Genomic DNA, 20,740 nt, shown 5'->3' on the forward strand with positions numbered 1-20,740 from the left:
ACTAAAAAGTAAACGAGGGGAAGTTTATGGAGAGGATTAATTATTCTATTGTTGATGTGTTTTCTAATGGAAAATATACAGGAAATCAACTCGCGGTTTTTAAAAACGCTGAAAGTATTTCAGATAATGAAATGCAACAAATTGCTAAAGAAATTAATTTTTCCGAAACTACCTTTATCTTGTCCGATTCAATAAATGATGGCGGCTATGATGTTCGGATTTTTACACCTAATGAAGAAGTTCCTTTTGCTGGCCATCCGACTTTAGGAACTGCATATATCATTCAAAATGAAATATTAGAAGCACCATTGGATAACATTATTTTGAACTATAAAGGCGGTCAGATAACTGTATCATTCAATAATCAAGAAGAGCTTCTATGGATGAAACAAAATGAACCAACTTTTGGCCGGATTTTAGATATAGATAAAATTTCTGAAGTTTTAAATATACATAAAGAAAACATAGATGATAGATTCCCCATTCAAGAAGTTTCGACTGGACTTCCAGTGCTTGTTGTCCCATTAAAATCATTGGAAGCAGTTAAAAAAGTAAAGATAAATAGAGAAAAATATTTTGAGTTAATTGAACATATGGATGCAAAAGCCATTATGGTTTTTTCTCCAGAAACGTATGATTCGAAAAATGATTTGAATGTTCGGGACTTTGCGGACTATTATGGTATCCCCGAAGATGCAGCTACTGGCAGTTCTAATGGATGTTTAGCTGCTTTCTTAGTTAAATACCGGTATTTTGAAAAAAGTGAAATAGACATTCGCGTAGAACAAGGATGCGAAATCGAAAGACCCTCTTTATTGTTTTTAAAAGCAGGTGATGTTAACGGGGAAATCGACGTTCATGTAGGAGGTAAAGTAGTGAAAGTTGCTCAAGGTGAATGGTTTCTTTAATAACCTGACCTTTTCAACTGACAGGTGCTTTAGGTTGCTGAGGCAGCCTTTTTCTTATTGAATGATCAGGCATACTTACCGATGATAATCCAATCCATTTTTGAAAATGAATGATACATAAATGGGGACAGTCCCACACAAAAGGAGGCCTTACAAATTGAATAAAGAATCAATACTAATCGTAGAAGACGAAGAAAAAATCTTAAGACTGCTTGAATTAGAGCTTGAAATCGAAGGCTATCAAGTCGGAAAGGCCATGGACGGAAAGGAAGCCCTTGAAGCGTATCGATCAGGAACATGGGATTTGATCTTATTGGATGTGATGCTTCCAGGCATAAGCGGGATCGAGCTGCTTCGGAAAATTCGGACGAAAAACAATTTCACCCCTGTCATCCTGTTAACTGCAAAAGGCTCGGTTGAGGATAAAGTTTCCGGTCTTGATCTCGGCGCGAATGACTACATCACTAAACCTTTCCAAATTGAGGAATTGCTTGCCCGGATTCGTGCAGTTTTAAGAATGCGTACTGCATCGCCTTCAATGGAAGATGAAGGCGATGCATGGCTAAATACAGCTGATTTAAAGGTGAATGTCAAAACACGCGAAGTGATTAGAGGAGAAAACGGAATTGACCTAACGCCAAAGGAGTATGATTTACTTCTTTATTTACTTAAGAATAAGCGCCAAGTGCTAAGCCGGGATCAAATTCTGGAAGCGGTTTGGGGATATGATTTCTATGGAGAAACAAACGTGGTGGATGTGTATATCCGATATGTTCGTAAAAAGCTCGAATATGGATTTGATACGCCGCTTATTCATACTGTAAGAGGCGTTGGCTACGTCATGAAGGATGCAAAATGAGACTTCGGAAGAAAATAAACTTATATACAGCGGTGTTATTCATTTTTCTGCTCCTTTTGATGAATGTTTCGATTTATTTTGTTTTCAGTAATCTGATGATGGTGAATGAACTCAATCGCGCGAAAGCGGAGACAGAGAAAATTGCCTTTGATGTTAGTAAAAATGTTAATAATATTTCACCAAATGATTTACTTCGGGCCTATCTGCCTATAGATGGCATGATTGGTATTGTAAAAGAAGGTCAACCCAAAGGAACAGTTGTTACATCCAATTCTGAAAAACAATTAAGCAATCGAAATAGCAGCTTTTATCCCGGTGAGAAGAGCGCGATCATCACTTATCATCAGAAAAAGTATGTATTCGTTTCAAACCCGATCGTTTGGGGGGATGGAAGTGTAGTTAACCTTCAAATCACCAAAAGCATTACAGCAACCGAAGAAATGCTCGCTGTTCTGCGGATCGTATTAATCGCTGTAACGGTCATTGCCATGATACCTGTTCTGATATCAAGCACTATTCTTAGTAACTTCATCGCCCGTCCGATTCGATCGATGATTGATACGATGAAGGAGATTCAAACAAGCGGCCAATTTAAGCGACTTAGCCTAGAGGAAAAATCAAAAGATGAACTTGTGGAAATGGGAAAAACCTTTAATCACATGATCGATTTGCTGCAGGCTAACTTCGAAAAACAGGAGCAGTTCGTATCAAATGCTTCACATGAATTAAAAACACCGCTAACTGTCATCGAAAGCTATGCAAATCTTATGAAAAGAAAAGGGTTGGAGCGCCCTGATTTGTTTGATGAATCCATAGAAGCCATTCATTCTGAAGCCATAAGAATGAGAGAGATGACAGAGCAAATGCTCCTGCTTGCAAAGCATCAGGAAAAATGGAATATAGAGAAGGAAAACGTTAATCTGACTGATATCATTGCAGAGTTAGCGAAAGTATATAAAAATGCGTACAATCGAACAGTGGAGATTTATGGTAGCGATGCAATTGAAACAGTAACGGACGTTCAAAAGTTAAAACAGCTTTTGTTTATTTTTTTAGACAATGCAAGAAAGTATAGTGACGAGCATATCTCCGTCTACATAGGACAAACAAGTAATGAAGCATATATCCGCATCGAAGATAGAGGGGATGGAATTCCAAAGGCTGAATTGCCAAAAGTGTTCGATCGCTTTTATCGTGTAGATAAAGCAAGAAGCCGAAAGCAAGGCGGATCAGGATTGGGGCTTTCCATGGCAAAGGAAATTGCTGATGCAATTGATGTACGAATTGAAATGGATAGTCTCGAAGGCATGGGAACGATCGTTACTCTTTTATTTAAATAAGCCTCTTAAATAGTGAATTCTTATCAAGTTCTCATTTTATCAAAAAGTAAGAATGACGTTGGATGGGGGATACGATGAAGATTAGAAAAGTGCTGATAACAGCTGGGTCAACTCTTGTTTTTGGTCTGCTATTATTCGTCGGATTTCAATGGTGGGCTCCATCATTATCCGCGGAAAGCTTGACGAAAGAAGAAGTGAACCAGACAGCAAAGGATAAATATCCGGGAACCATTATAAAGACAACGAAAAATGAAGGCGAAGAATATCAGATTGAAATGCAGCTTGAAACCGGGGTATACCAAATTACGATGGATGCGAAAAGCGGTGAAGTTCGTTCAATAAAAAAAGAGACCATACATGCAGCTGAAAAAACAACGAAAAAAACACCAAAGCAACTTACCCAAAAAGAAATAAAGGCACGTATTTCCTCGCAAGGAGAACTGGAACAAATTGATTTTGTGCAGGAAAAAGACAACGCCTATTATAAAGCCGTTGTAAATAAGAATAACGAAAAAATCACATTAATACTCGATCCATATACAGGTACAATCATTGACTCGACAATGGTCGCAGATAGTATCATTACAGAAAACGAAGCAATTGCGATTGCGGAAAAACATGTAAAAGGAACAGGTGACGATACAGAATTTTATCAACCTTCAGATCAGACACCCTATTATTTGGTCGAAGTTGAATTGGAGGACGATCGAGATGCAGTCGTCCAAGTGGACGGCTACACAAAAGAAGTAAAAACAATCACATGGGAAGATGATGAAGAGAACGATAATGATGGCCCAGAATAAAATAGTGGCTCATAAGGGTTTACTAATTTAGACGTAAATTGAATAAGGCATAAAAAAGGGTGATGCAATTAGCTGTCTAATATGCATCACCCTTTTTGTCTTTGGTGAGTAAGAAAAATGCAAAAAAAAAGAGAAGGAACTGTAACAATTCTCACCAATTTCTAATCCTTCTATCATTTAACTCTAATTTAATATCTCTAACATGGAATTAAGCACCAAAAGATAAAACAGAGCCAAATGAGCATCTGGATTATTGTACATAAAACATTCCCTTCATATTTCAACACATTAACAAAGGTTTGCAAGAGAAAGGAGAATAAGTAATGTCAGTTATTTCTAGCATTCTGGATTACAACAAGACGTTTGTCGATCAAAACAAATATAAAGAGTTTCAAACGACAAAGTATCCAGATAAAAAGATCGTCATCATAACGTGCATGGATACCCGTCTGTTGGAATTGCTTCCAAAGGCGATGGGGTTAAGAAATGGAGATGCGAAAATCATTAAAAACGCTGGAGCTATTGTTTCTCATCCCTTTGGCAGCATTATGCGCAGTATCCTTGTCGCCATTTATGAGCTAAAAGTGGAGGAAGTGTGTGTGATTGGACACCACGGATGCGGTATGGTAGGGCTTCAATCCTCTTCACTTCTTGATGCCGCAAAGCAGAAGAAAGTCAGTCAGGAGCAAATTGATATCCTTAAAAACTCTGGTATTGATTTATCAAAATGGCTGTCAGGCTTTCAATGCGTTGAGGAGAGTGTAACAAATAGTGTCCGTTTGATCAAAAATCACCCATTATTACCGGATTCCATTGCCGTTCACGGTATGGTCATCCATCCCGAAACGGGTAAATTGGAGCGAATCATAGATGGATATAGCAACGTTGAAAGCAAAGACGAAATACATATTCAATAAAAGAAGGAGCGATAAAATGATGGGATCTAGCAGGCTTGAAGGATACAACTTAGGCCATTTTCAGAAAGACCTGGTTGCCGGGGTGGTAGTTGGGATTGTAGCGATTCCTTTAGCGATGGCTTTTGCCATTGCTTCTGGGGTAAGACCGGAATACGGACTGTACACATCAATTATTGCAGGAATCATGGTCTCCCTTTTTGGAGGGTCCAAATATCAAATTGCAGGCCCGACTGGAGCCTTTGTCCCGGTCTTGTTCGGGGTGGTCATGCAGTACGGATATGAAAAACTGTTAATCGCCGGTTTCCTGGCAGGTATCATGATTTTTCTTATGGGTGTCTTCAAACTGGGAAGATTCATCAAGTTCATTCCGCGTCCAGTTACCATCGGCTTTACTGCCGGAATTGCTGTGATTATCTTCTCTGGGCAGATTGCCAATTTCTTTGGACTCAGTAACTTAAAAAAAGAAGAAGCCTTTCTTTTAAATATGAAAGAAATCTTATTGAATTTCAATACAGTGAATTTCTATAGTGTACTTGTAGCTATCATAAGTTTAACTCTCGTCATATTAACTCCAAAATATTTACCGAAAGTCCCTGGAGCATTGCTGGGATTGATTGTATCAACTCTAGTCGCTAGCTTATTCTTCCCAGGCCAGGTAGCGACCATAGGATCTGCTTATGGCGCCATTCCCAATACATTGCCCCATTTTCAGTTTCCCCATATCACGGGCGGCCTAGTGATTGAACTCCTTCCGGCTGCTTTGGTCATTGCCATGCTTGGAGGAATTGAATCACTATTATCCGCTGTAGTGGCAGACGGCATGACGAACAGTAAACATAACAGCAATAAAGAGCTGATGGGGCAAGGATTGACCAATATGATTACGCCTTTATTTGGAGGCATCCCGGCTACAGGTGCCATCGCGCGTACCGCAACGAATATTAAAAACGGTGCAGTCTCCCCTATATCAGGCGTGATCCATGGGTTAGTGGTATTGCTGGTGTTAGTCAGTTTGGCTCCTTATGCTTCGGCCATTCCATTGGCCAGTATGGCCCCCATTCTTATGTTTGTCGCATGGAACATGAGCGAACGCAAAGAGTTTTCGCATATCTTAAAAGCAAAAACCATGGACTCGATCGTATTGATCGTTACCTTCGTATTAACCGTATTGATTGACCTGACAACAGGTGTCGGGATCGGTTTATTATTAGCCATTCTATCGTTCGTTAAACTGATGAGCGGTACATTGAAATTATCAAAGGTATTACCAGATCCAACTGATAAACTAGTTAAACCAGAAATGGTGCAACAAGGTTCAAGCTGTCCGCAGATAAACATATATACGATAGAAGGACCTTTATTCTTTGGTTCAATCGAAAGGCTGCAAGAAGAAATCGAAGAAATAATGCGTACTAAACCAAAAGTCCTCCTATTAAGAATGAGTAATGTGCCATTCATTGATACATCGGGAGAAGCACTTCTCACCGACATTGTGAAGCAATTCAAGTTTCATAATCTGCAAGTGTTGATTTCCGGGGTTCAACAGGAACCTAAAGAAATACTGAAAAAAACTGGATTCATTAAACTAGTTGGTGAGGAACAGTTCTTTTCCAGTACGGGTGATGCCATTAATGAAGCTTTATCCAAACTGGATGAGAACCGTTGTAAAGGGTGTAAACAGTTTTCTTTTGCTGAATGCACCGCACTCTCGCAGCAAGTTCCAAAGCCTGCGTTATTAAAACAAAAAAGAAAACGGGAGATAGGATTAACATGATCCCTGTCAAGAAAGACAACTAAAAAGAGAGATCCATTAACAATATTTAGGCATCTGCTTATGGCAGATGCCCTTATTCTTAATCAACTATCTTCTTAATCAACTATCTTCTTAATTCGCCATGGCTATCAATGAATACGGTAGTAGTCAGGAAGGTTACAAGTAGAAGTAACTCAAATACAAATAGATTCATAAAGACACAATGGAGAGGGAGGGACAGCTGCCATTTACATATTGTGGTCAGTAGCTTCTACAAGTATCTTTTGTATGGTAACTTTCGTTAAACATCATAAACCCATACTATTGACCAACAAACCGGTGGGATAGTAATTGATTAACAGTTTACCCTTGTAGGGAGCCCCTCAGCCATAGCGAAAAGCCGGATTTCAATACTTGTTGAATCCGGCTTTTCGTTATTACGCCTATTTGAAGAGTTTTGGGTAAAACATGGTGAATTGTGGTCAATGTATAAACCATAGTATCGCCATTCATAAATGATGTTCAATTAATCGAATCGAGGTGTTTGATCTTAATATTATTAAAGACCGCTTTGCCTCCCTCTGAGAAGAGGGATATTCCCTTATCATCAAATTCAGGGAATATTAAATTTGAATGTGCAATCTTTCCATCATCCACAAACACCTCAATACTTGTTTTATCAATGAGGATCTTTAAGTGAACATGTTTCTTGCTAGAATCATATGGAGCCATGCTTTTAATATATTGATTACTTTCGTCAGGGTGTTCAGTAAAAGTTCGATTGACATAAGAGTAGTTTTCTTCTGCAAAAATTCCTACGTCAATGTGGCGTGTTTGATCTGCTGATTCCCGAAGCCTTAAGCCTACATTGTTTATGTCTGACCAACTGATATCCGCCTCCAATTGATAGACATCACCTTTTACATCTAGTGTTTTGGAACCATTCACTTCAATTTGTTCATAAGAATCCGTTGAACCCGTCAATTCTTTCAATGCTTCGATAGGTTGTGAAGATAAATAATATAGGTTGTTGCCTGCATGTTTTAGCCCGATTTGGCGAACGATGGAATCCATTCCATTAAAGCCCTCTTTCAGGGTCGGAGTATTATCGGCATAGGCCCAATTATTCATCCAAGCAAGAGCATACCGTTTGTTATATTTATCGCTTTCTGTTCCATCTTCAAATGTAACTCCACCATACCAATCGAAGCCATAATCCAACCATTGCGGTTCATTGTGATCTGGGAAGAATTCCATTCCATCAAAGCTTCCAGTCCAATAGGCGTATGTGTTCGGTTTACCATTCGATTGCCCATTAGCACTGACACCAAGTACCCATTTTAAAGTCCCGTCATCCGCCCGTAACAAATAAAGGTCCGGGCACTCAACAATACCTATGTTTTTCGTGGCAAAACTGCTCATATACTGCCAATCTTTTAGGTTGTGAGACTTATAAAAACCTACTTTTGTTCCTTCAGCCATGACCATTATCCATTTATGATCATTGTCATCCCAGATGATCTTTGGATCTCTAAAATCTTTCGTTCCTGGATTTGAAAGGATAGGATCATCACTGTAGGAGGTAAATGTTTTACCGTTGTCCGTACTATACCATAGAAATTGTTCCTGTTTACCGCCATCCTTGGAGGGCTGCGTAACGATTGCCACAAGAGCATCTTTTCCAAAGCCTGCCGTATTTTCCTTGTCCGCAACGACTGATCCCGACCATGGATCTCCATTATCATTGGTGTATTTTGGAATGGCAACCCCTTGATCACTCCAATGCACCAAGTCCTCTGAGGTTGAATGACGCCATTCTGTTCCATTTCCATCCGGATAATCCCCGTTATAGAGGTAAAAATAATGGTACTCTCCATCAATGAAAATCGGCCTCTGAGGATCGTTTTTCCATTTGTCAGGTACAGTGAAATGGTAGTTAGCTCGATACGATTCCTCTTCATGCTTAACTGGTAAAGTCGATTTGACTAAATAGACTAATAATCCGGCAATGAACAATCCAAGCATTAAGAGAACCAACGACTTAAAACCTTTCTTATTAAAAATTTTGTCCAAGTAAATCACCACGCTTTTATTTTCCTATTTTGTTCCTAAGATAATGTAAAACTTATTTAATAAAAAAAAGAAAATGCCAATTTTACAGACATTTTCTTTTTTGATTAATTTCGTAAAACTCCGGATGAACATTAAATTATTGGTTATTCGTCAGTTGACCCTGTTCCTGAATACTATCTTCTATCACAGCTGTATTTGGCCCTTTAATGTTAACTGAAAAACTTGGGGCAAAGGTAGATTTATGGTCTTTAAAATAACCTCTATTTGTCATATAACTTGTGATGACTACATTATCGCTTTCCGGTTGTGGGATAGCATAGTGAGCATATGTCCAAGTAATATCATAAGGATTAAGATCTTGGTGTAAGACAATTCCTGTTTTATTTAATGGTTTGTATGGGCCAGTTAAAGAATTTGCCACGTAGCCTAACATGTAAATATCTTTATCATCAATTCCATCAATGGTCATTTTTGATCCTCTTGTACTTGTGAATAAATACCATTTTCCGTCCTTTTTAAATATGTTAGGACGTTCAATTTCATCCGTTACTGTATTCGAAACAATCAAGGGTTTCATTTCGTTTTTTAATGTATAATCATCGTTTATTTCAATGATGCCCATTGCACCATTTGCTAATTCAGCTAAACCTTTTTTAGAGCTTTGCAGAAGTTTATCCTTTTCAGCTTGGAAGAACTTATTGCTGTTGCCATAGTAAGCCCTGTTGTAAAGGGATTCTTCTCCTTGGTAACCATATTCAGTCCCAGTATTCGCTTCAAAAACAAGGTATTTACGACCCTTATCTTCAATATAGTGAGGATCTCTAAATGTATGATTATCACTAAAATTTTCATCAGCGAAAGCCTTATCATGTGATTGATAAAACTTGCTGTCTCCGCCTTCATAGATGGATTTGTAATCTTCTACGCCATCCACTTGCAATGTATCGGCACCTGACTCAGATACGTTTACTTGAGCTGTTGTTAATGTTTGTTTACCGTATTGCTTGGAATCTGGTGAAAACTGTCCGCGATTTGTATAGAATAAGCGAACTTCTCCATCAGACGTGAAGGTTGCAGAACCGGACCACTCTTCTGCTTGATTTTTTAAATAGGGATCATTTGGAACATTTTTATCATGATCATCAAATACTCTGCCAGCATTTTTCCAAGCATCAATGGATGTTTCTCCAACTTTTTTGTAGAACAAGTAAATGAACGTATCACTGCCGTTTTTAGGGTCTCCAGCTAAACCAAAAACGATATGATAGCCCTTATATTCTGCCACTGAACCATCAGCGTTTTGTAATGGCCAAGTATCCCACACATCCATATCGATTAAATTACCTGATTTGTCATACTTTTTTGCTGAGGGAATGTTTTTTATTGTTGATTCGTCAAACTTGGGAACTGTAAACTTTGCATCGCCTTGTTGATTAATCATTTTTTGCATGTCGTAACGGGTGATTTGTGAAGTGCCATACTTTTCATTGTGATCTAATGGGTCTTTTGCCGCCGCGAAAGTTTCTGAGCGACTGCCTCCTAATAAGATAACTGTACTAAGTGTTATTACTGTTGCTTGTTTGGCAAGCCTGTTAAAGTTCATATGCCTTCCTCCTAGAATGTTCATTAGTATTTAAAAGTAAAGTCTAGTGGAACGGTTCCTTTTTGGGAGTAACGTTCCGCCTGTTTGAAGTACTAATAAAATTATAGGTTAGTCTTAATTCTATGGATATGTCATATATTGATTAGAATTTAGTCTTATATTGATATCGTAGTTTTTGACATACAAAAAAATGCCCCAACAAAGGAGGCAAAAAGTGTACAGAAGTCGTATATTATTCGCTTGAAGCCCTTTCCCATGACTTCTGAAACTCGTGCAGTAATTGGCCACGATTAAGCTTGTTTCCTACATATAGTTGCATGGCAGCCCCAAATTCTTCTCTTATTCCGACAGGGAAATCATACCAGTTTGAGTATAACGTTTTTCCTTCTTTATAATACTGAATTGTTTCATCAGCAAGAGGTCCTAAATTGTCAGCTTCAATGTTAGTGAAAGCAGGAATGAATTTAAAGCGTTCTGTCAAAAACATTTTGCCTTGTTCGGAAGAAACCATCCAATTTAAAAATCTCTTCGCTTCTTTCTTCTTTTCTGGTGTGGTTTGTTTGTTTACAACCCAATAATTCGGTACGCCGACCATCAAGGCTTCCTTCTTAGGTTGATCGTTTATTGGTATTGGCATAAATCCGATATTCATATTCGGTGATTGTTGATCGATCATCGGCTGTATCCAGTTTCCTTGTTGGATAATCGCTGCATTTTCTGACGTGAATAGATTCACTTCCATGTTGTAATCTGTTGATAGCGGGTTATTGTTTCCATACTTTAATGTGACATCCAACAAATTGATTAAATCATTGAATTTTTGATTATTATATATTTTTTCAGTTCCATCATTTAGGCCTTTTATAAAAGCCGGTGGATCTTCTTGCTCCGTAAAACCGACATTCATTAAGTGGTCACCCAATTTCCACTCTTCATAATATCCAGTTGCAAAAGGAGTAACCCCTGCTTTTTGCAATTTTTCAGCCACTGCTATTAATTCAGTCAGCGTTTTGGGTAATTCATCGATTCCTTCCTTATTAAATATATCCTTATTATAGATGAATCCGTACCCTTCCAGATTAATCGGCATCCCATGAATTTTCCCATCGAATTTCATAGGGGTTAACGCCTCTTCATATGCATGTTCAACCCAGGGTTGGTCAGAAAGATCCTCTAAATATTCACTCCACTGTTTGGCATTTTCGTATCCGCTGTTGGTGAAAATATCAGGACCATTGCCAGTGGCCATTTTTGCTTTTAAATCAGCAAGGTTATCCATAGCCCCGCCAACCGTGTGAACCTTTATATCTACATTTGGATTTTCTTTTTCATAAGCAATCACCATTTGTTCGAACTGCGTAGAAATTTCAACTTTCGGATTCCTTACAGTCAAAGTGATTTTTCGCTCTGAAATTTCCGATTTTTTTGTTCCGCTGTCGGTCTTTGTTTGACATGCACAAAGGGATAGGCTCAATATTCCGATTAAAAATATGTTTAGTATCTCTTTTTTCATCATGTCACCCCTGTAATTTTCTAATTAAGGTGAATTATTTACTTCTGATCTGCATTCCTTTCACTGTTTCGGTATTCGAATGGTGTCAGGCCAACCACTTTTTTGAATAGTTTTGAAAAGTATTTCTCATCCTGATAGCCGAGCATTAAAGAGATGGAGTAAATACTTTTTTCGGTTTCTCTTAACCAACGTTTTGCTTGGTCAGTTCTTAGTTTAGTGATGTATTTGGACAGGAGCATTCCGGTTTTTTGTTTGAACTTTCTTGAGATGTGTTCGCGACTTAAGAAGAATACATTCGATAGTTTTTCTAAACTCAATTCTTCCATGTAATATTTTTCAACATATGAAACGATGTCCTCTATGCGACGTGCAACATCCAAGTCATCCAAACGGTGGATGGATCTGAAGTTTTGATTGTTCATTGCTTTTTGTAATGACTTAAAGGAATTGTGGATTTCCCCTAATGATTCCAAGGGCTCGCCACAAACAAGGCGAACAGGAATATCAAAATGATGACTGATCCATTCCTCAACGGATAACCAATGGTCAGGAATGGTGATCACTAGACAAAGATTATGATCATTCTGAAGCGCAAATACATTTCCGATTTTCCGCTTAACAAGTTCGTCAGCAAGTAACTGAATGTAGGGGGCAGGATGGTGCATTTGATAAAAGGAAATTAATGTAAGGTTGTATCCGTCTGCTTTTGGAACATATGACTCAATATCGTTTTTGTCGAAGTGTTCCCCCATACAAGCGGCAGTAACTAATTGATTACTCCGAAACCTTTTAACATCTTCATATACACCAGTATCATTATTAGCACGATCTTCCTCTTCATTCGCCCATGATGTAACAGCTTCTTCCAGTGTTTTGTTAAATGCATCAGCTTCAATCGGTTTCAACAAATAATCGAAGCTGCTATACTGAATGGCTTTGCGCATAAATGAATAGTCGTCAAAACCCGAAATTAAAATCACTTTACCAGGATAAGAAATGGAATCTAGCCACTCGATTAGTTCTATACCGCTCATTCCAGGCATCTTCACGTCTGTAAAGATGATTTCCGGACTTTCCTTCTCTATCATTCTTTTTGCATCATCGCCATTACTTGCTTCTAATAGATGGGTGATACCGTATTTTTCCCACTGCCCCAAATGGCGTATTACGTCACGTACATTGAACTCATCATCGACAATTAAAGTTTTCACAGATTTCATCTCCTTATATGAATGAGTAAAAGTGTCGGTTTTTGAATAGCTACAAAGCAATCTATTCATTAGCAAGCGGGAATTCTAGTGGAATCACTATTTTAACGGAAAATCCTTGTCCTTGATACGTATTTACTTCCAGGTCTGCTTTTGGTCCATAATTTAGGACTAAACGGTCATAAATATTTTTCAGACCGATATGATTATGTGAATATGTGCTTTCATGGGGGGAAGCATATATATTTTCCCTTAATATTTGAAGCTCCTCCCGAGTCAAACTAGGACCGGTATTTTCAACGATAAGGTGTAAAAATTCTCCTTGTATTTCTCCATAAATAGTTAAATGAGCATGATAGAAACCTTCTTCATAACTGTGTTTAAAAAAGTTTTCAACGAGGGGCTGAAGAATCATACTTGGAATCGTCATATCAAGAATCGTCTCGCTTATTTTAATGGAATGGTTCACATTGTTTCCAAAACGCTCCATTTGAAGATTTAGGTATGCTTCTATATAATTCACTTCATCTCGAACCAACACCCATTGATTCGCCTTGATGGAGTAGCGCATCATTTTAGAAAGTGATGTCAATAATTGGTAGACTTTTGGGGAATTAGCTCTTAGGGCAACGGCACCAATAGATTGTAACGAATTAAATAAGAAATGCGGATTAACCTGAGATTTTAATGCTCTGAATTGGTTTTTTCTATTTTCTATTTCGAGTTTATATTCTCTTTCAATGTGTAGATTGATTCGGTTCATCATATCCTTCATATGTTTTTCAAGCTCACCAATTTCGTCTTTTCTTCCATCATCAAAGGGGACATCCATATTTCCACCTTTTATTGTTCTCACTTTCTTGCTGAGAAGTTTAATGGGACGAGTAATTCTGTATGAAATGATACCAACCATTAATAGTCCTAACAAGCCAACTATCAGTCCAACGATTATATTTGTATAGGCAGTCTTCCGGACATCATCGAATAATACATGATTAGGGGTTACCTTAACTAATTTCCAATGATTTAGTGTTCCTGATAATGTTTTGGTTAAGATAATATCCTCACCCTTAATCTGCTTTTTAAAATCAGGAGTAACGGATTTTCCTATAAGGGACCGATCATCTGCGTACATGACAATGTTATGCGAATCCATAAGTATGACAGATTCTTCATCCTTTTGAACAAGGCTGTTACATATGCGGGCATAGGCATCTAAATCTATATCAACTGTAATTATTCCGAGATATTCGTTTGAAGGCACATCGACTATTTTATGGTGAAAAGTCATCACCATTGTGTCGTCCGACTGGGGAATGATCGCTGTGTCATTGTAATTTCGGATTTGATGTGGCGGTTCAATCATGTAATTAGAGTTAGAGCTATAAAATTGTTTTAACGGATCCTCATTTAATAAATCGGGTTGAGGTTTCCGGGCACTGACCGTCGCATTATAAACTGTAAACGATTCTTTATCCTTATCAATATAAAACCGAACTTGACGGATTTCGTTTCGCATCAGATAAAAGGTTTCTATACTTTTTTCCATCGCAATCGGGTTAAAATATATCGAGTCTTCAAAACCATTTTTAAAAATCCGGAATAAATCGGGATTTCGATATAATATATATGGAAGATTAATCATGTCATCAAAGTATTGCTCCAGTTCTTCAGCGTTTTTCTGAAGTTGTTCTTGGCTATTTTCAAGCTCATGTCTCTCCACACTATTTTTTGTATAGCTGTAGATCAGAAACACTGATAGAAAATACGGTAAGATGATAAAAAGAAGTAACATTAACAATAAGCGACTTTGAATGGTTTTCACAGAAGGTGCCCCTTTCGCTAAAGGCCCATTTTTTATTTCATACAGAGTTTATATAACAAATAATCCTTAGCTCCATTATTATGATGCAGTATTTTTGCTTTATTTAGTCTTAAGAGTTTATGAAGGGATTGCCCTGGATGGAATCACTTAAACTACAGTGACGGCGACCCACATATTAATAAAGAGATTTTTAGTAAGTCTTGAATTACTATTTTAAAACTATATCAAATAAATACGTATCGTCAACAAGGCATACACGTGATGCACATTGAGGACATGCATCAAATAAAAACGGAAAACTCATAATTTATCTTTTTCAAAGTTAGAAGAAAGGAAGAGTATACATGTATAGGAGCTTGTTTAGAAGAGTTTTGAATGGGTGTGCTGACAAATCAGGTGAAGTACAGTAGTTAGGGTCAACTTTTCTTCTACAGGCTAAAAGGTTTTTCAGATACCTTTAAGATAAAGCAAAACGCATGCCCAAGATTAAGAGCATGCGTGAACTTTTATTCTTTTATGATATCCAACTCTTGCAGGGCATCAAGCGTAATCGTTTTGGCTTTGCTTCCGCTGCCGTCCATGTTCGTTGCGAAAGCCCATTTCCCATGGTCCGTTTCAATGTAACCAATATACCAGCCCAATCCCATATCGGAAAGGCGTGTACCTGTCTTTCCATGTAGGACATATGAGTCTGCTTCTTCATTGATCATGATTCTCTTTACGGTTCTCATATGCTGCTCATCGATGGGCAGTTTTTCCTCTACAAGGTTTTCGATGAATTGCACTTGTTCCCTGGCAGAAATCTTTATGCTGCTGTCGAGCCAGAACTGGTCGATCCCACCGGAGATGTCACGATTGCCGTAATCGATCAGGTTCACATGTTGCTGCATGTTTTCAGCCCCGATATCGCGGGCCATTGCTTGATAATACCAGATCACTGAATGCCTCATGGCTGAAGCCAGCGTATGATCCCTGTTCCAATCTTCAAATTCCCTGATTACACCATCCCAGCGCTTCACTTCATATTCATCGCTCACCGCTTTTGTCTGTAAGCCGATTAATGCATTCGCGACTTTAAATGTCGATTCTGGAGTGTAGCGTACTTTACTTCTCTGTTTGTTATAGATAAATACTTTATCATTTTTCAAGTTTTGGAGAACCATCGTTCCATCCGCACCGTCGAAAGACTCCCCGATATCCAGTTGTTTCACCTTTTGATCGTTAGCACTTGCATGAATCGTGCCCATGGAACAAGTGACTAGCAGGACAAGAATGAAACATAACGTTTTGATTTTCATTACACACTCTCCTTTAAGGCATGGATTGATCGATCATCAATTAATTTCCATAAAATAGGTTGGTAGCTAAAGTATACCATTCCTGATAAAAAACGAAACCTTATTCTTGGATTCTATCTAGATAGTATCGATCAAGGAGGAATGCAGCGGGTAGCTAATGAATATATAGTGCAAACGATAGAAAGGGAGGAATCTATCATGGAGGTTAACCAAAGAAAAATAAATAGTAATGAAAAAGAAATTACATACACACATATTGAAAACGGAAGTACGGCCGTTTGTTTTATGTTTTCAGGTGCGGGGTACACGTATGAGAAGCCTTTATTTTATTATTCGACGATGATGATGCTTCAAAATCAGTATGATGTCGTGCATATTCATTACGCTTACGACCAGGATATTTTCAAACATCCATTGGTGGATATCACAAAAGTGATCGTTAATGATATGAATCCCGTCATTACGGAAGTACTTCAAAATCATGAATATCAAGGAACAGTGTTTCTAGGCAAGTCACTTGGTACCATACCCATCATCAACGGAATCATGAAAAGTGATCGGTTTATGAATGCCAAAATGATATTGCTCACGCCGCTATTGAAGTTCGATTCGATTTTTGAAGGGTTATTGAGCAGCAATCATTTAGCACATATAGTTATAGGAGAAAAAGATCATCATTATATTCCAGGTAAAATTGAAAGGATTGAAAATGAAACGAATATAAGCATGGATAAAATCCCGCATGCCAACCATTCCTTGGATAGTGAACCTTTGAATACTTCAAGGTCGATTACCATGCTAGAAGGTGTAATGAATAGAATGGAAGAGTTCTTAAAAAAATGACTCTTTTAATATAGGTTAGCGAAAAAATACAAACGGGATTCAGTTCACTAACGGGCGCTCGGGTTGGTGGAGGGGGAAATGTTATAATAAGTGTATTGTAGTTTGGATTGATGAAAGGAGAAATGATGGAGAGGACCAATACATTTCATTCAATTGATGAATATATAATACAATTTCCCGAAGAAGTTCAGGAGATATTAAAAACGTTAAGAAAAGTCATAAAGGATGCAGCACCGGATGCTGAAGAAAAGATCAGCTATCAAATGCCTACCTTTGTTTTATATGGAAATCTGGTGCATTTCGCTGCCTATAAAAAACATATAGGATTCTATCCAACTCCTAGCGCGATCTCTGCTTTTGAATCTGCATTATCTGAAAATAAATGTTCAAAAGGGGCCGTTCAGTTTCCACTAAACAAGCCAATTCCTTATGAATTAATAACCGAGATGGTTATATTTAGAGTGGAAGAGAATAAAAAGAAAGCAGTAGGGAAATGGAAAAAGAAAAAATAATATCAATTATTATCAGAATTCACCAAATATTTAATATCACAGTGTGAGATGCAAGGAACAAGACCGAAAGAGAAAGGTGGAAATATTATGTTCAAAAAATTATTCAGTAAAAAAGAAAGTGTGGAACAACTGCTTGCTCCTATAAATGGACAAGTAATAAATATTGAAGATGTACCGGATCCGGTGTTTTCCGGTAAAATGATGGGGGACGGGATAGCGATACTTCCTGAAGAGGGGTTGGTCGTATCTCCAATCGATGCAGAAGTAATCCAGGTTTTTCATACTAAACATGCACTAGGCCTCCGCACAAAGCATGGCATAGAATTGTTGATTCATATTGGATTAGAAACAGTTAACCTTGAAGGTGAGGGATTTGAAGTCCATGTCGCAAAAGGGCAAAATGTAAAAGCAGGAGACAAGCTTGTAACATTTGATATCGATTTTCTAAAATCCAAAGCCCCAAGCATCGTAACTCCGATCGTTGTCACGAATGGCGAGCTAGTTGAAAAACTGGAAAAAACAAATAGTACCCAAGCAAATATTAACGAAACACAGATTATGAGTGTTTATTTAAAGTAAAAAGAAAGATTCCCATGGTAATCACTCCTTTTTTGCTGCAAGCAGGATAATCGAAAAAATGAAGCGAATAGTAGGGTGAGTGAACAAATAAATCAAGTGAGGGTGAATTGGATGGGAGTTCAAGCTGAAAAGATCTTTGTAAACTTGCCTGTTAAAGATTTGGATGCCTCAGTAGAATTTTTCACAAAGGTCGGCTTTGAGTTTAACGAGCAAATGACCAATGAAAATGCGACATGCATGGTTATCAGCGAGTCCATATATGTCATGTTATTGGTGGAAGATTACTTTAAAACGTTTACCAAGAAGGAAATCCCGGATTCTGCAGCGAGTACGGAAGCCATCGTCGCCCTGTCCGTTAAAAGTAAGGAAGAAGTCGATGAGATCGTGAATAGGGCACTGGATGTTGGCGGAAAGCCTTTTAATGAAGCCATTGATCATGGTTTCATGTACGGTTGGAGTTTTCTGGATATCGACGGACACTCTTGGGAAGTATTTTACATGGACGAAAGCGGATTTAATCAAAATTAAATCAAAAGCAAGGCACAATCCTTCACGAAGGACTGTGTCTTTTTTTGAAGTGTTAAGTAAGCGATTTTACCTGAAGTTCATTCATAACAATACAGGGCTAATGTCTTTCCACTCATAAACCAATAGATTCAATTCAGCGCCAGCCATTTTGATTTTATCGGTTTTAATCAATTCAGCACCAAATGCCTCATAGAAGTATCGAGATTCATTATCTTCAAGAACCTCAACGAAAATTGTCTTAAATCCCAGTTCTTCGAATTTTAAAAATAACTCTTTGATGAGTTTCTTACCTATCCCCATTCTTTGAAAATTTTCGAGAATATATATCGCAGTTAAATCACCCGAATCCTCAACTTTATTCGTTTCCCTTTTCCCGCCACTTATAAATCCTAGTATTTTTCCCTCGTTATTTTCTGCGACATAAACATAATTTCCATCTCTAGTTATATTTTTTATCCATATGCCATTCCTTTGCTCATAAGACAGATTATCTAAAAAATCACTCGGCATTATATCTTTATAAGTAGTTCGCCAGCAATCCACATGGACTATTGCTATTCCTTCTGCATCAGCCACCGTTGCCTCTCTTATTAGCATAGTAGTACCTCCTTTATAGGTTAAATGAGAAAAAACGGTTTAAATGGATAAATTCAGATTTTCCACCATTGCTGCACTGAATTCAGGGGTATGTTCAATATAAAAAGAATAACTATCCTTAGATAAAAATTGTTTTTTTGAGTCATCTAAAAAAGTGTGATCCATTTGTTTTGATAGGTCATTAATAAACTTTTTATTGGGTGTACCGAATGTCACCGCCATCTTTGGCGGTAAGGCCTTCATGGCAATAGGGATCCAAGGCCTTTGTTTTGAAACCACTATTGCATGTGCCGTTCCGCTAATTACGAAATTAAATATATCTTGATCTTGTTCCGTTTTCATACCAAAGTGACTTTTCAGCCACTCACGTAAGATTGGTACCGAATCCACAGGGAAGCCAATCTCTCTTAAATAAAGTACTTGTAGCATACCGGATGCCTTCAGTTCATCCTCATTTACATAATCATGGGCAATAATTTCGAGAAGGTTACCATCTCCATCACGAAAATATAAATTTTTTCTACCGTTCGTTTCGTCAATATACTGACCCTGTTCTTGGCTTAGGACCAATAATCCGGATTGTTGCACAAATGATACGACTTCATCAAAATGAGAATAGGGGACTTGAAAAGCAAAGTGTGCTGGAGAAATGGGTTCAAACGCTTCTTTAAAACTTAATGTCGTAAAGGGCGTAAGCTGAAACTGAATAAAATCTTTAGATTCAGTTAGAATGGGAAACTGCAGGCGTTTAGCATAGCATTGTTTTACGCCCTCTATAGATACTGTCAGTAATTCTAAATCCGCGAAATGAGTAATCAAAGTTTCCCTCCTAATCTTCTAGTTCGTTATACTTCCTATTTTTTACTAATATTATCCATTTTGCAAGTAACTGATAGTTTAATTGTTAATAATTAACTATATATGATACTATTACCTGTAATTTGTTTAATGTGGGAGAAGGTATGAGATGAAGCGGATTTTCCGTAGTAAAATATTATATTTATTAATCTTCTTGGTTACCTTGGGGATTGTGCTGGTTTTTAATAAAGACAATGAACCGACTAAATTAACTAAAGATGAATTTTTTACAACTTTAGAGGATGGAAAAGTGACATTTTTAGAGTTGGAGCGGCAAAAAAGGGTTTATGAAATAAGAGGTCGGCTGGTAGGGTATGAAAAGGATCAATACTTTATCGCGTCTGTACCAAATAGTGAAATTTCGCTAGATAAAATGAATAAAGCTGCCGAGGAACATGATATAGAAAAAATTGAGGTTACGACAGAAGACACAGAGACAAGTGGATGGGTCACTCTTTTTACATCCACCATTCCGTTCATGATCATTTTCATCCTATTTTTTGTCATTTTACTAATTACAGTTGTAATAAAAAGATTGAACCGTCCTAGATAATAAAAAAAGTGAGATAGATTCCCACTTTATTAATTCGACTTGTTAGGCATGATCGGAGTTTTCATCGATATTTCTAATTTCGGAGAAAAGACTGTAAGTTTCGTCGATATTTCTAGTGAACTGTGACTCCTGCAAAAAAAAGAAATAAACCTTTAAAATGATATTGAAGA

19 protein-coding genes are annotated in these 20,740 nt (G+C 37.7%); 11 read left to right on the top strand and 8 right to left on the bottom strand.

Annotated elements, in window-relative coordinates; genetic code table 11:
* Window positions 1-26 precede the first annotated feature (26 nt).
* The 6 genes from Q8G36_RS20615 (at window position 27) to Q8G36_RS20640 (ending at window position 6,601) form a co-directional block, all read left to right on the top strand.
* The gene (locus Q8G36_RS20615; protein WP_305161663.1) at window positions 27-908 is read left to right on the top strand and encodes a PhzF family phenazine biosynthesis protein; all 882 of its coding nucleotides are present in this window, start codon (window positions 27-29) and stop codon (window positions 906-908) included.
* A 157-nt stretch (window positions 909-1,065) separates the two neighbouring features.
* Window positions 1,066-1,767 (top strand): response regulator transcription factor, encoded by a 702-nt coding sequence (locus Q8G36_RS20620; protein WP_305161662.1) that lies wholly within the window; start codon window positions 1,066-1,068, stop codon window positions 1,765-1,767.
* Entirely contained in the window at window positions 1,764-3,107 is a 1,344-nt protein-coding gene (locus Q8G36_RS20625) for a sensor histidine kinase (RefSeq protein ID WP_305161661.1), read from the top strand. Before Q8G36_RS20620 ends, Q8G36_RS20625 begins: the two co-directional genes overlap by 4 nt.
* 74 nt (window positions 3,108-3,181) lie before the next feature.
* Window positions 3,182-3,910 carry a PepSY domain-containing protein gene (locus Q8G36_RS20630; protein WP_305161660.1) on the top strand — a complete coding sequence of 243 codons (729 nt, stop codon included), beginning with the start codon at window positions 3,182-3,184 and terminating at the stop codon, window positions 3,908-3,910.
* Window positions 3,911-4,233: 323 nt separating this feature from the next.
* On the top strand, window positions 4,234-4,827 hold the full coding sequence (locus tag Q8G36_RS20635) for a beta-class carbonic anhydrase (RefSeq protein WP_305161659.1): 594 nt from the start codon (window positions 4,234-4,236) through the stop codon (window positions 4,825-4,827).
* Window positions 4,828-4,843: 16 nt separating this feature from the next.
* The gene (locus Q8G36_RS20640) at window positions 4,844-6,601 is read left to right on the top strand and encodes a SulP family inorganic anion transporter (protein WP_305161716.1); all 1,758 of its coding nucleotides are present in this window, start codon (window positions 4,844-4,846) and stop codon (window positions 6,599-6,601) included.
* 501 nt (window positions 6,602-7,102) lie between these two features.
* Here Q8G36_RS20640 and Q8G36_RS20645 read toward each other — a convergent pair.
* From Q8G36_RS20645 to blaOXA, 6 genes are all read right to left on the bottom strand, one after another.
* The gene (locus tag Q8G36_RS20645) at window positions 7,103-8,605 is read right to left on the bottom strand and encodes a glycoside hydrolase family 32 protein (RefSeq protein WP_305161715.1); all 1,503 of its coding nucleotides are present in this window, start codon (window positions 8,603-8,605) and stop codon (window positions 7,103-7,105) included.
* 184 nt (window positions 8,606-8,789) lie between these two features.
* Complete coding sequence (locus Q8G36_RS20650; protein ID WP_305161658.1) at window positions 8,790-10,256, bottom strand: glycoside hydrolase family 68 protein; 1,467 nt, start codon at window positions 10,254-10,256, stop codon at window positions 8,790-8,792.
* 232 nt (window positions 10,257-10,488) lie between these two features.
* On the bottom strand, window positions 10,489-11,769 hold the full coding sequence (locus Q8G36_RS20655) for an ABC transporter substrate-binding protein (protein WP_305161657.1): 1,281 nt from the start codon (window positions 11,767-11,769) through the stop codon (window positions 10,489-10,491).
* Between the two features lie 38 nt (window positions 11,770-11,807).
* A complete protein-coding gene (locus Q8G36_RS20660; RefSeq protein ID WP_305161656.1) occupies window positions 11,808-12,980 on the bottom strand; it encodes a response regulator transcription factor in 1,173 nt (390 codons plus the stop codon).
* 61 nt (window positions 12,981-13,041) lie between these two features.
* Entirely contained in the window at window positions 13,042-14,802 is a 1,761-nt protein-coding gene (locus Q8G36_RS20665; RefSeq protein ID WP_305161655.1) for a cache domain-containing sensor histidine kinase, read from the bottom strand.
* 506 nt (window positions 14,803-15,308) lie between these two features.
* Window positions 15,309-16,094 carry a class D beta-lactamase gene (blaOXA, locus tag Q8G36_RS20670; RefSeq protein WP_305161714.1) on the bottom strand — a complete coding sequence of 262 codons (786 nt, stop codon included), beginning with the start codon at window positions 16,092-16,094 and terminating at the stop codon, window positions 15,309-15,311.
* A 204-nt stretch (window positions 16,095-16,298) separates the two neighbouring features.
* On the opposite strand from blaOXA, the gene Q8G36_RS20675 reads away from it, so the two are divergent.
* The 4 genes from Q8G36_RS20675 (at window position 16,299) to Q8G36_RS20690 (ending at window position 18,562) form a co-directional block, all read left to right on the top strand.
* The gene (locus tag Q8G36_RS20675; protein ID WP_305161654.1) at window positions 16,299-16,943 is read left to right on the top strand and encodes an alpha/beta hydrolase; all 645 of its coding nucleotides are present in this window, start codon (window positions 16,299-16,301) and stop codon (window positions 16,941-16,943) included.
* Between the two features lie 125 nt (window positions 16,944-17,068).
* The gene (locus Q8G36_RS20680; RefSeq protein WP_305161653.1) at window positions 17,069-17,455 is read left to right on the top strand and encodes an iron chaperone; all 387 of its coding nucleotides are present in this window, start codon (window positions 17,069-17,071) and stop codon (window positions 17,453-17,455) included.
* 87 nt (window positions 17,456-17,542) lie between these two features.
* Window positions 17,543-18,034 carry a PTS sugar transporter subunit IIA gene (locus tag Q8G36_RS20685; protein ID WP_305161652.1) on the top strand — a complete coding sequence of 164 codons (492 nt, stop codon included), beginning with the start codon at window positions 17,543-17,545 and terminating at the stop codon, window positions 18,032-18,034.
* Between the two features lie 111 nt (window positions 18,035-18,145).
* A complete protein-coding gene (locus Q8G36_RS20690) occupies window positions 18,146-18,562 on the top strand; it encodes a VOC family protein (RefSeq protein ID WP_101223282.1) in 417 nt (138 codons plus the stop codon).
* A gap of 81 nt (window positions 18,563-18,643) precedes the next feature.
* Here Q8G36_RS20690 and Q8G36_RS20695 read toward each other — a convergent pair whose 3' ends face one another.
* Together Q8G36_RS20695 and Q8G36_RS20700 are read right to left on the bottom strand one after the other, a co-directional pair.
* The gene (locus Q8G36_RS20695) at window positions 18,644-19,159 is read right to left on the bottom strand and encodes a GNAT family N-acetyltransferase (RefSeq protein ID WP_305161651.1); all 516 of its coding nucleotides are present in this window, start codon (window positions 19,157-19,159) and stop codon (window positions 18,644-18,646) included.
* A 39-nt stretch (window positions 19,160-19,198) separates the two neighbouring features.
* Window positions 19,199-19,978, bottom strand: a complete 780-nt coding sequence (locus tag Q8G36_RS20700) for a glyoxalase/bleomycin resistance/dioxygenase family protein (protein WP_305161650.1) — start codon at window positions 19,976-19,978, stop codon at window positions 19,199-19,201.
* Between the two features lie 148 nt (window positions 19,979-20,126).
* On the opposite strand from Q8G36_RS20700, the gene Q8G36_RS20705 reads away from it, so the two are divergent.
* Window positions 20,127-20,570: an ATP-dependent metallopeptidase FtsH/Yme1/Tma family protein gene (locus Q8G36_RS20705; RefSeq protein ID WP_305161649.1), complete on the top strand. Its 444-nt coding sequence runs from the start codon at window positions 20,127-20,129 to the stop codon at window positions 20,568-20,570.
* The last annotated feature ends 170 nt before the right edge of the window (window positions 20,571-20,740 follow it).

Source organism: Peribacillus frigoritolerans, from assembly GCF_030676415.1.
Taxonomy (GTDB): domain Bacteria; phylum Bacillota; class Bacilli; order Bacillales; family DSM-1321; genus Peribacillus; species Peribacillus frigoritolerans_A.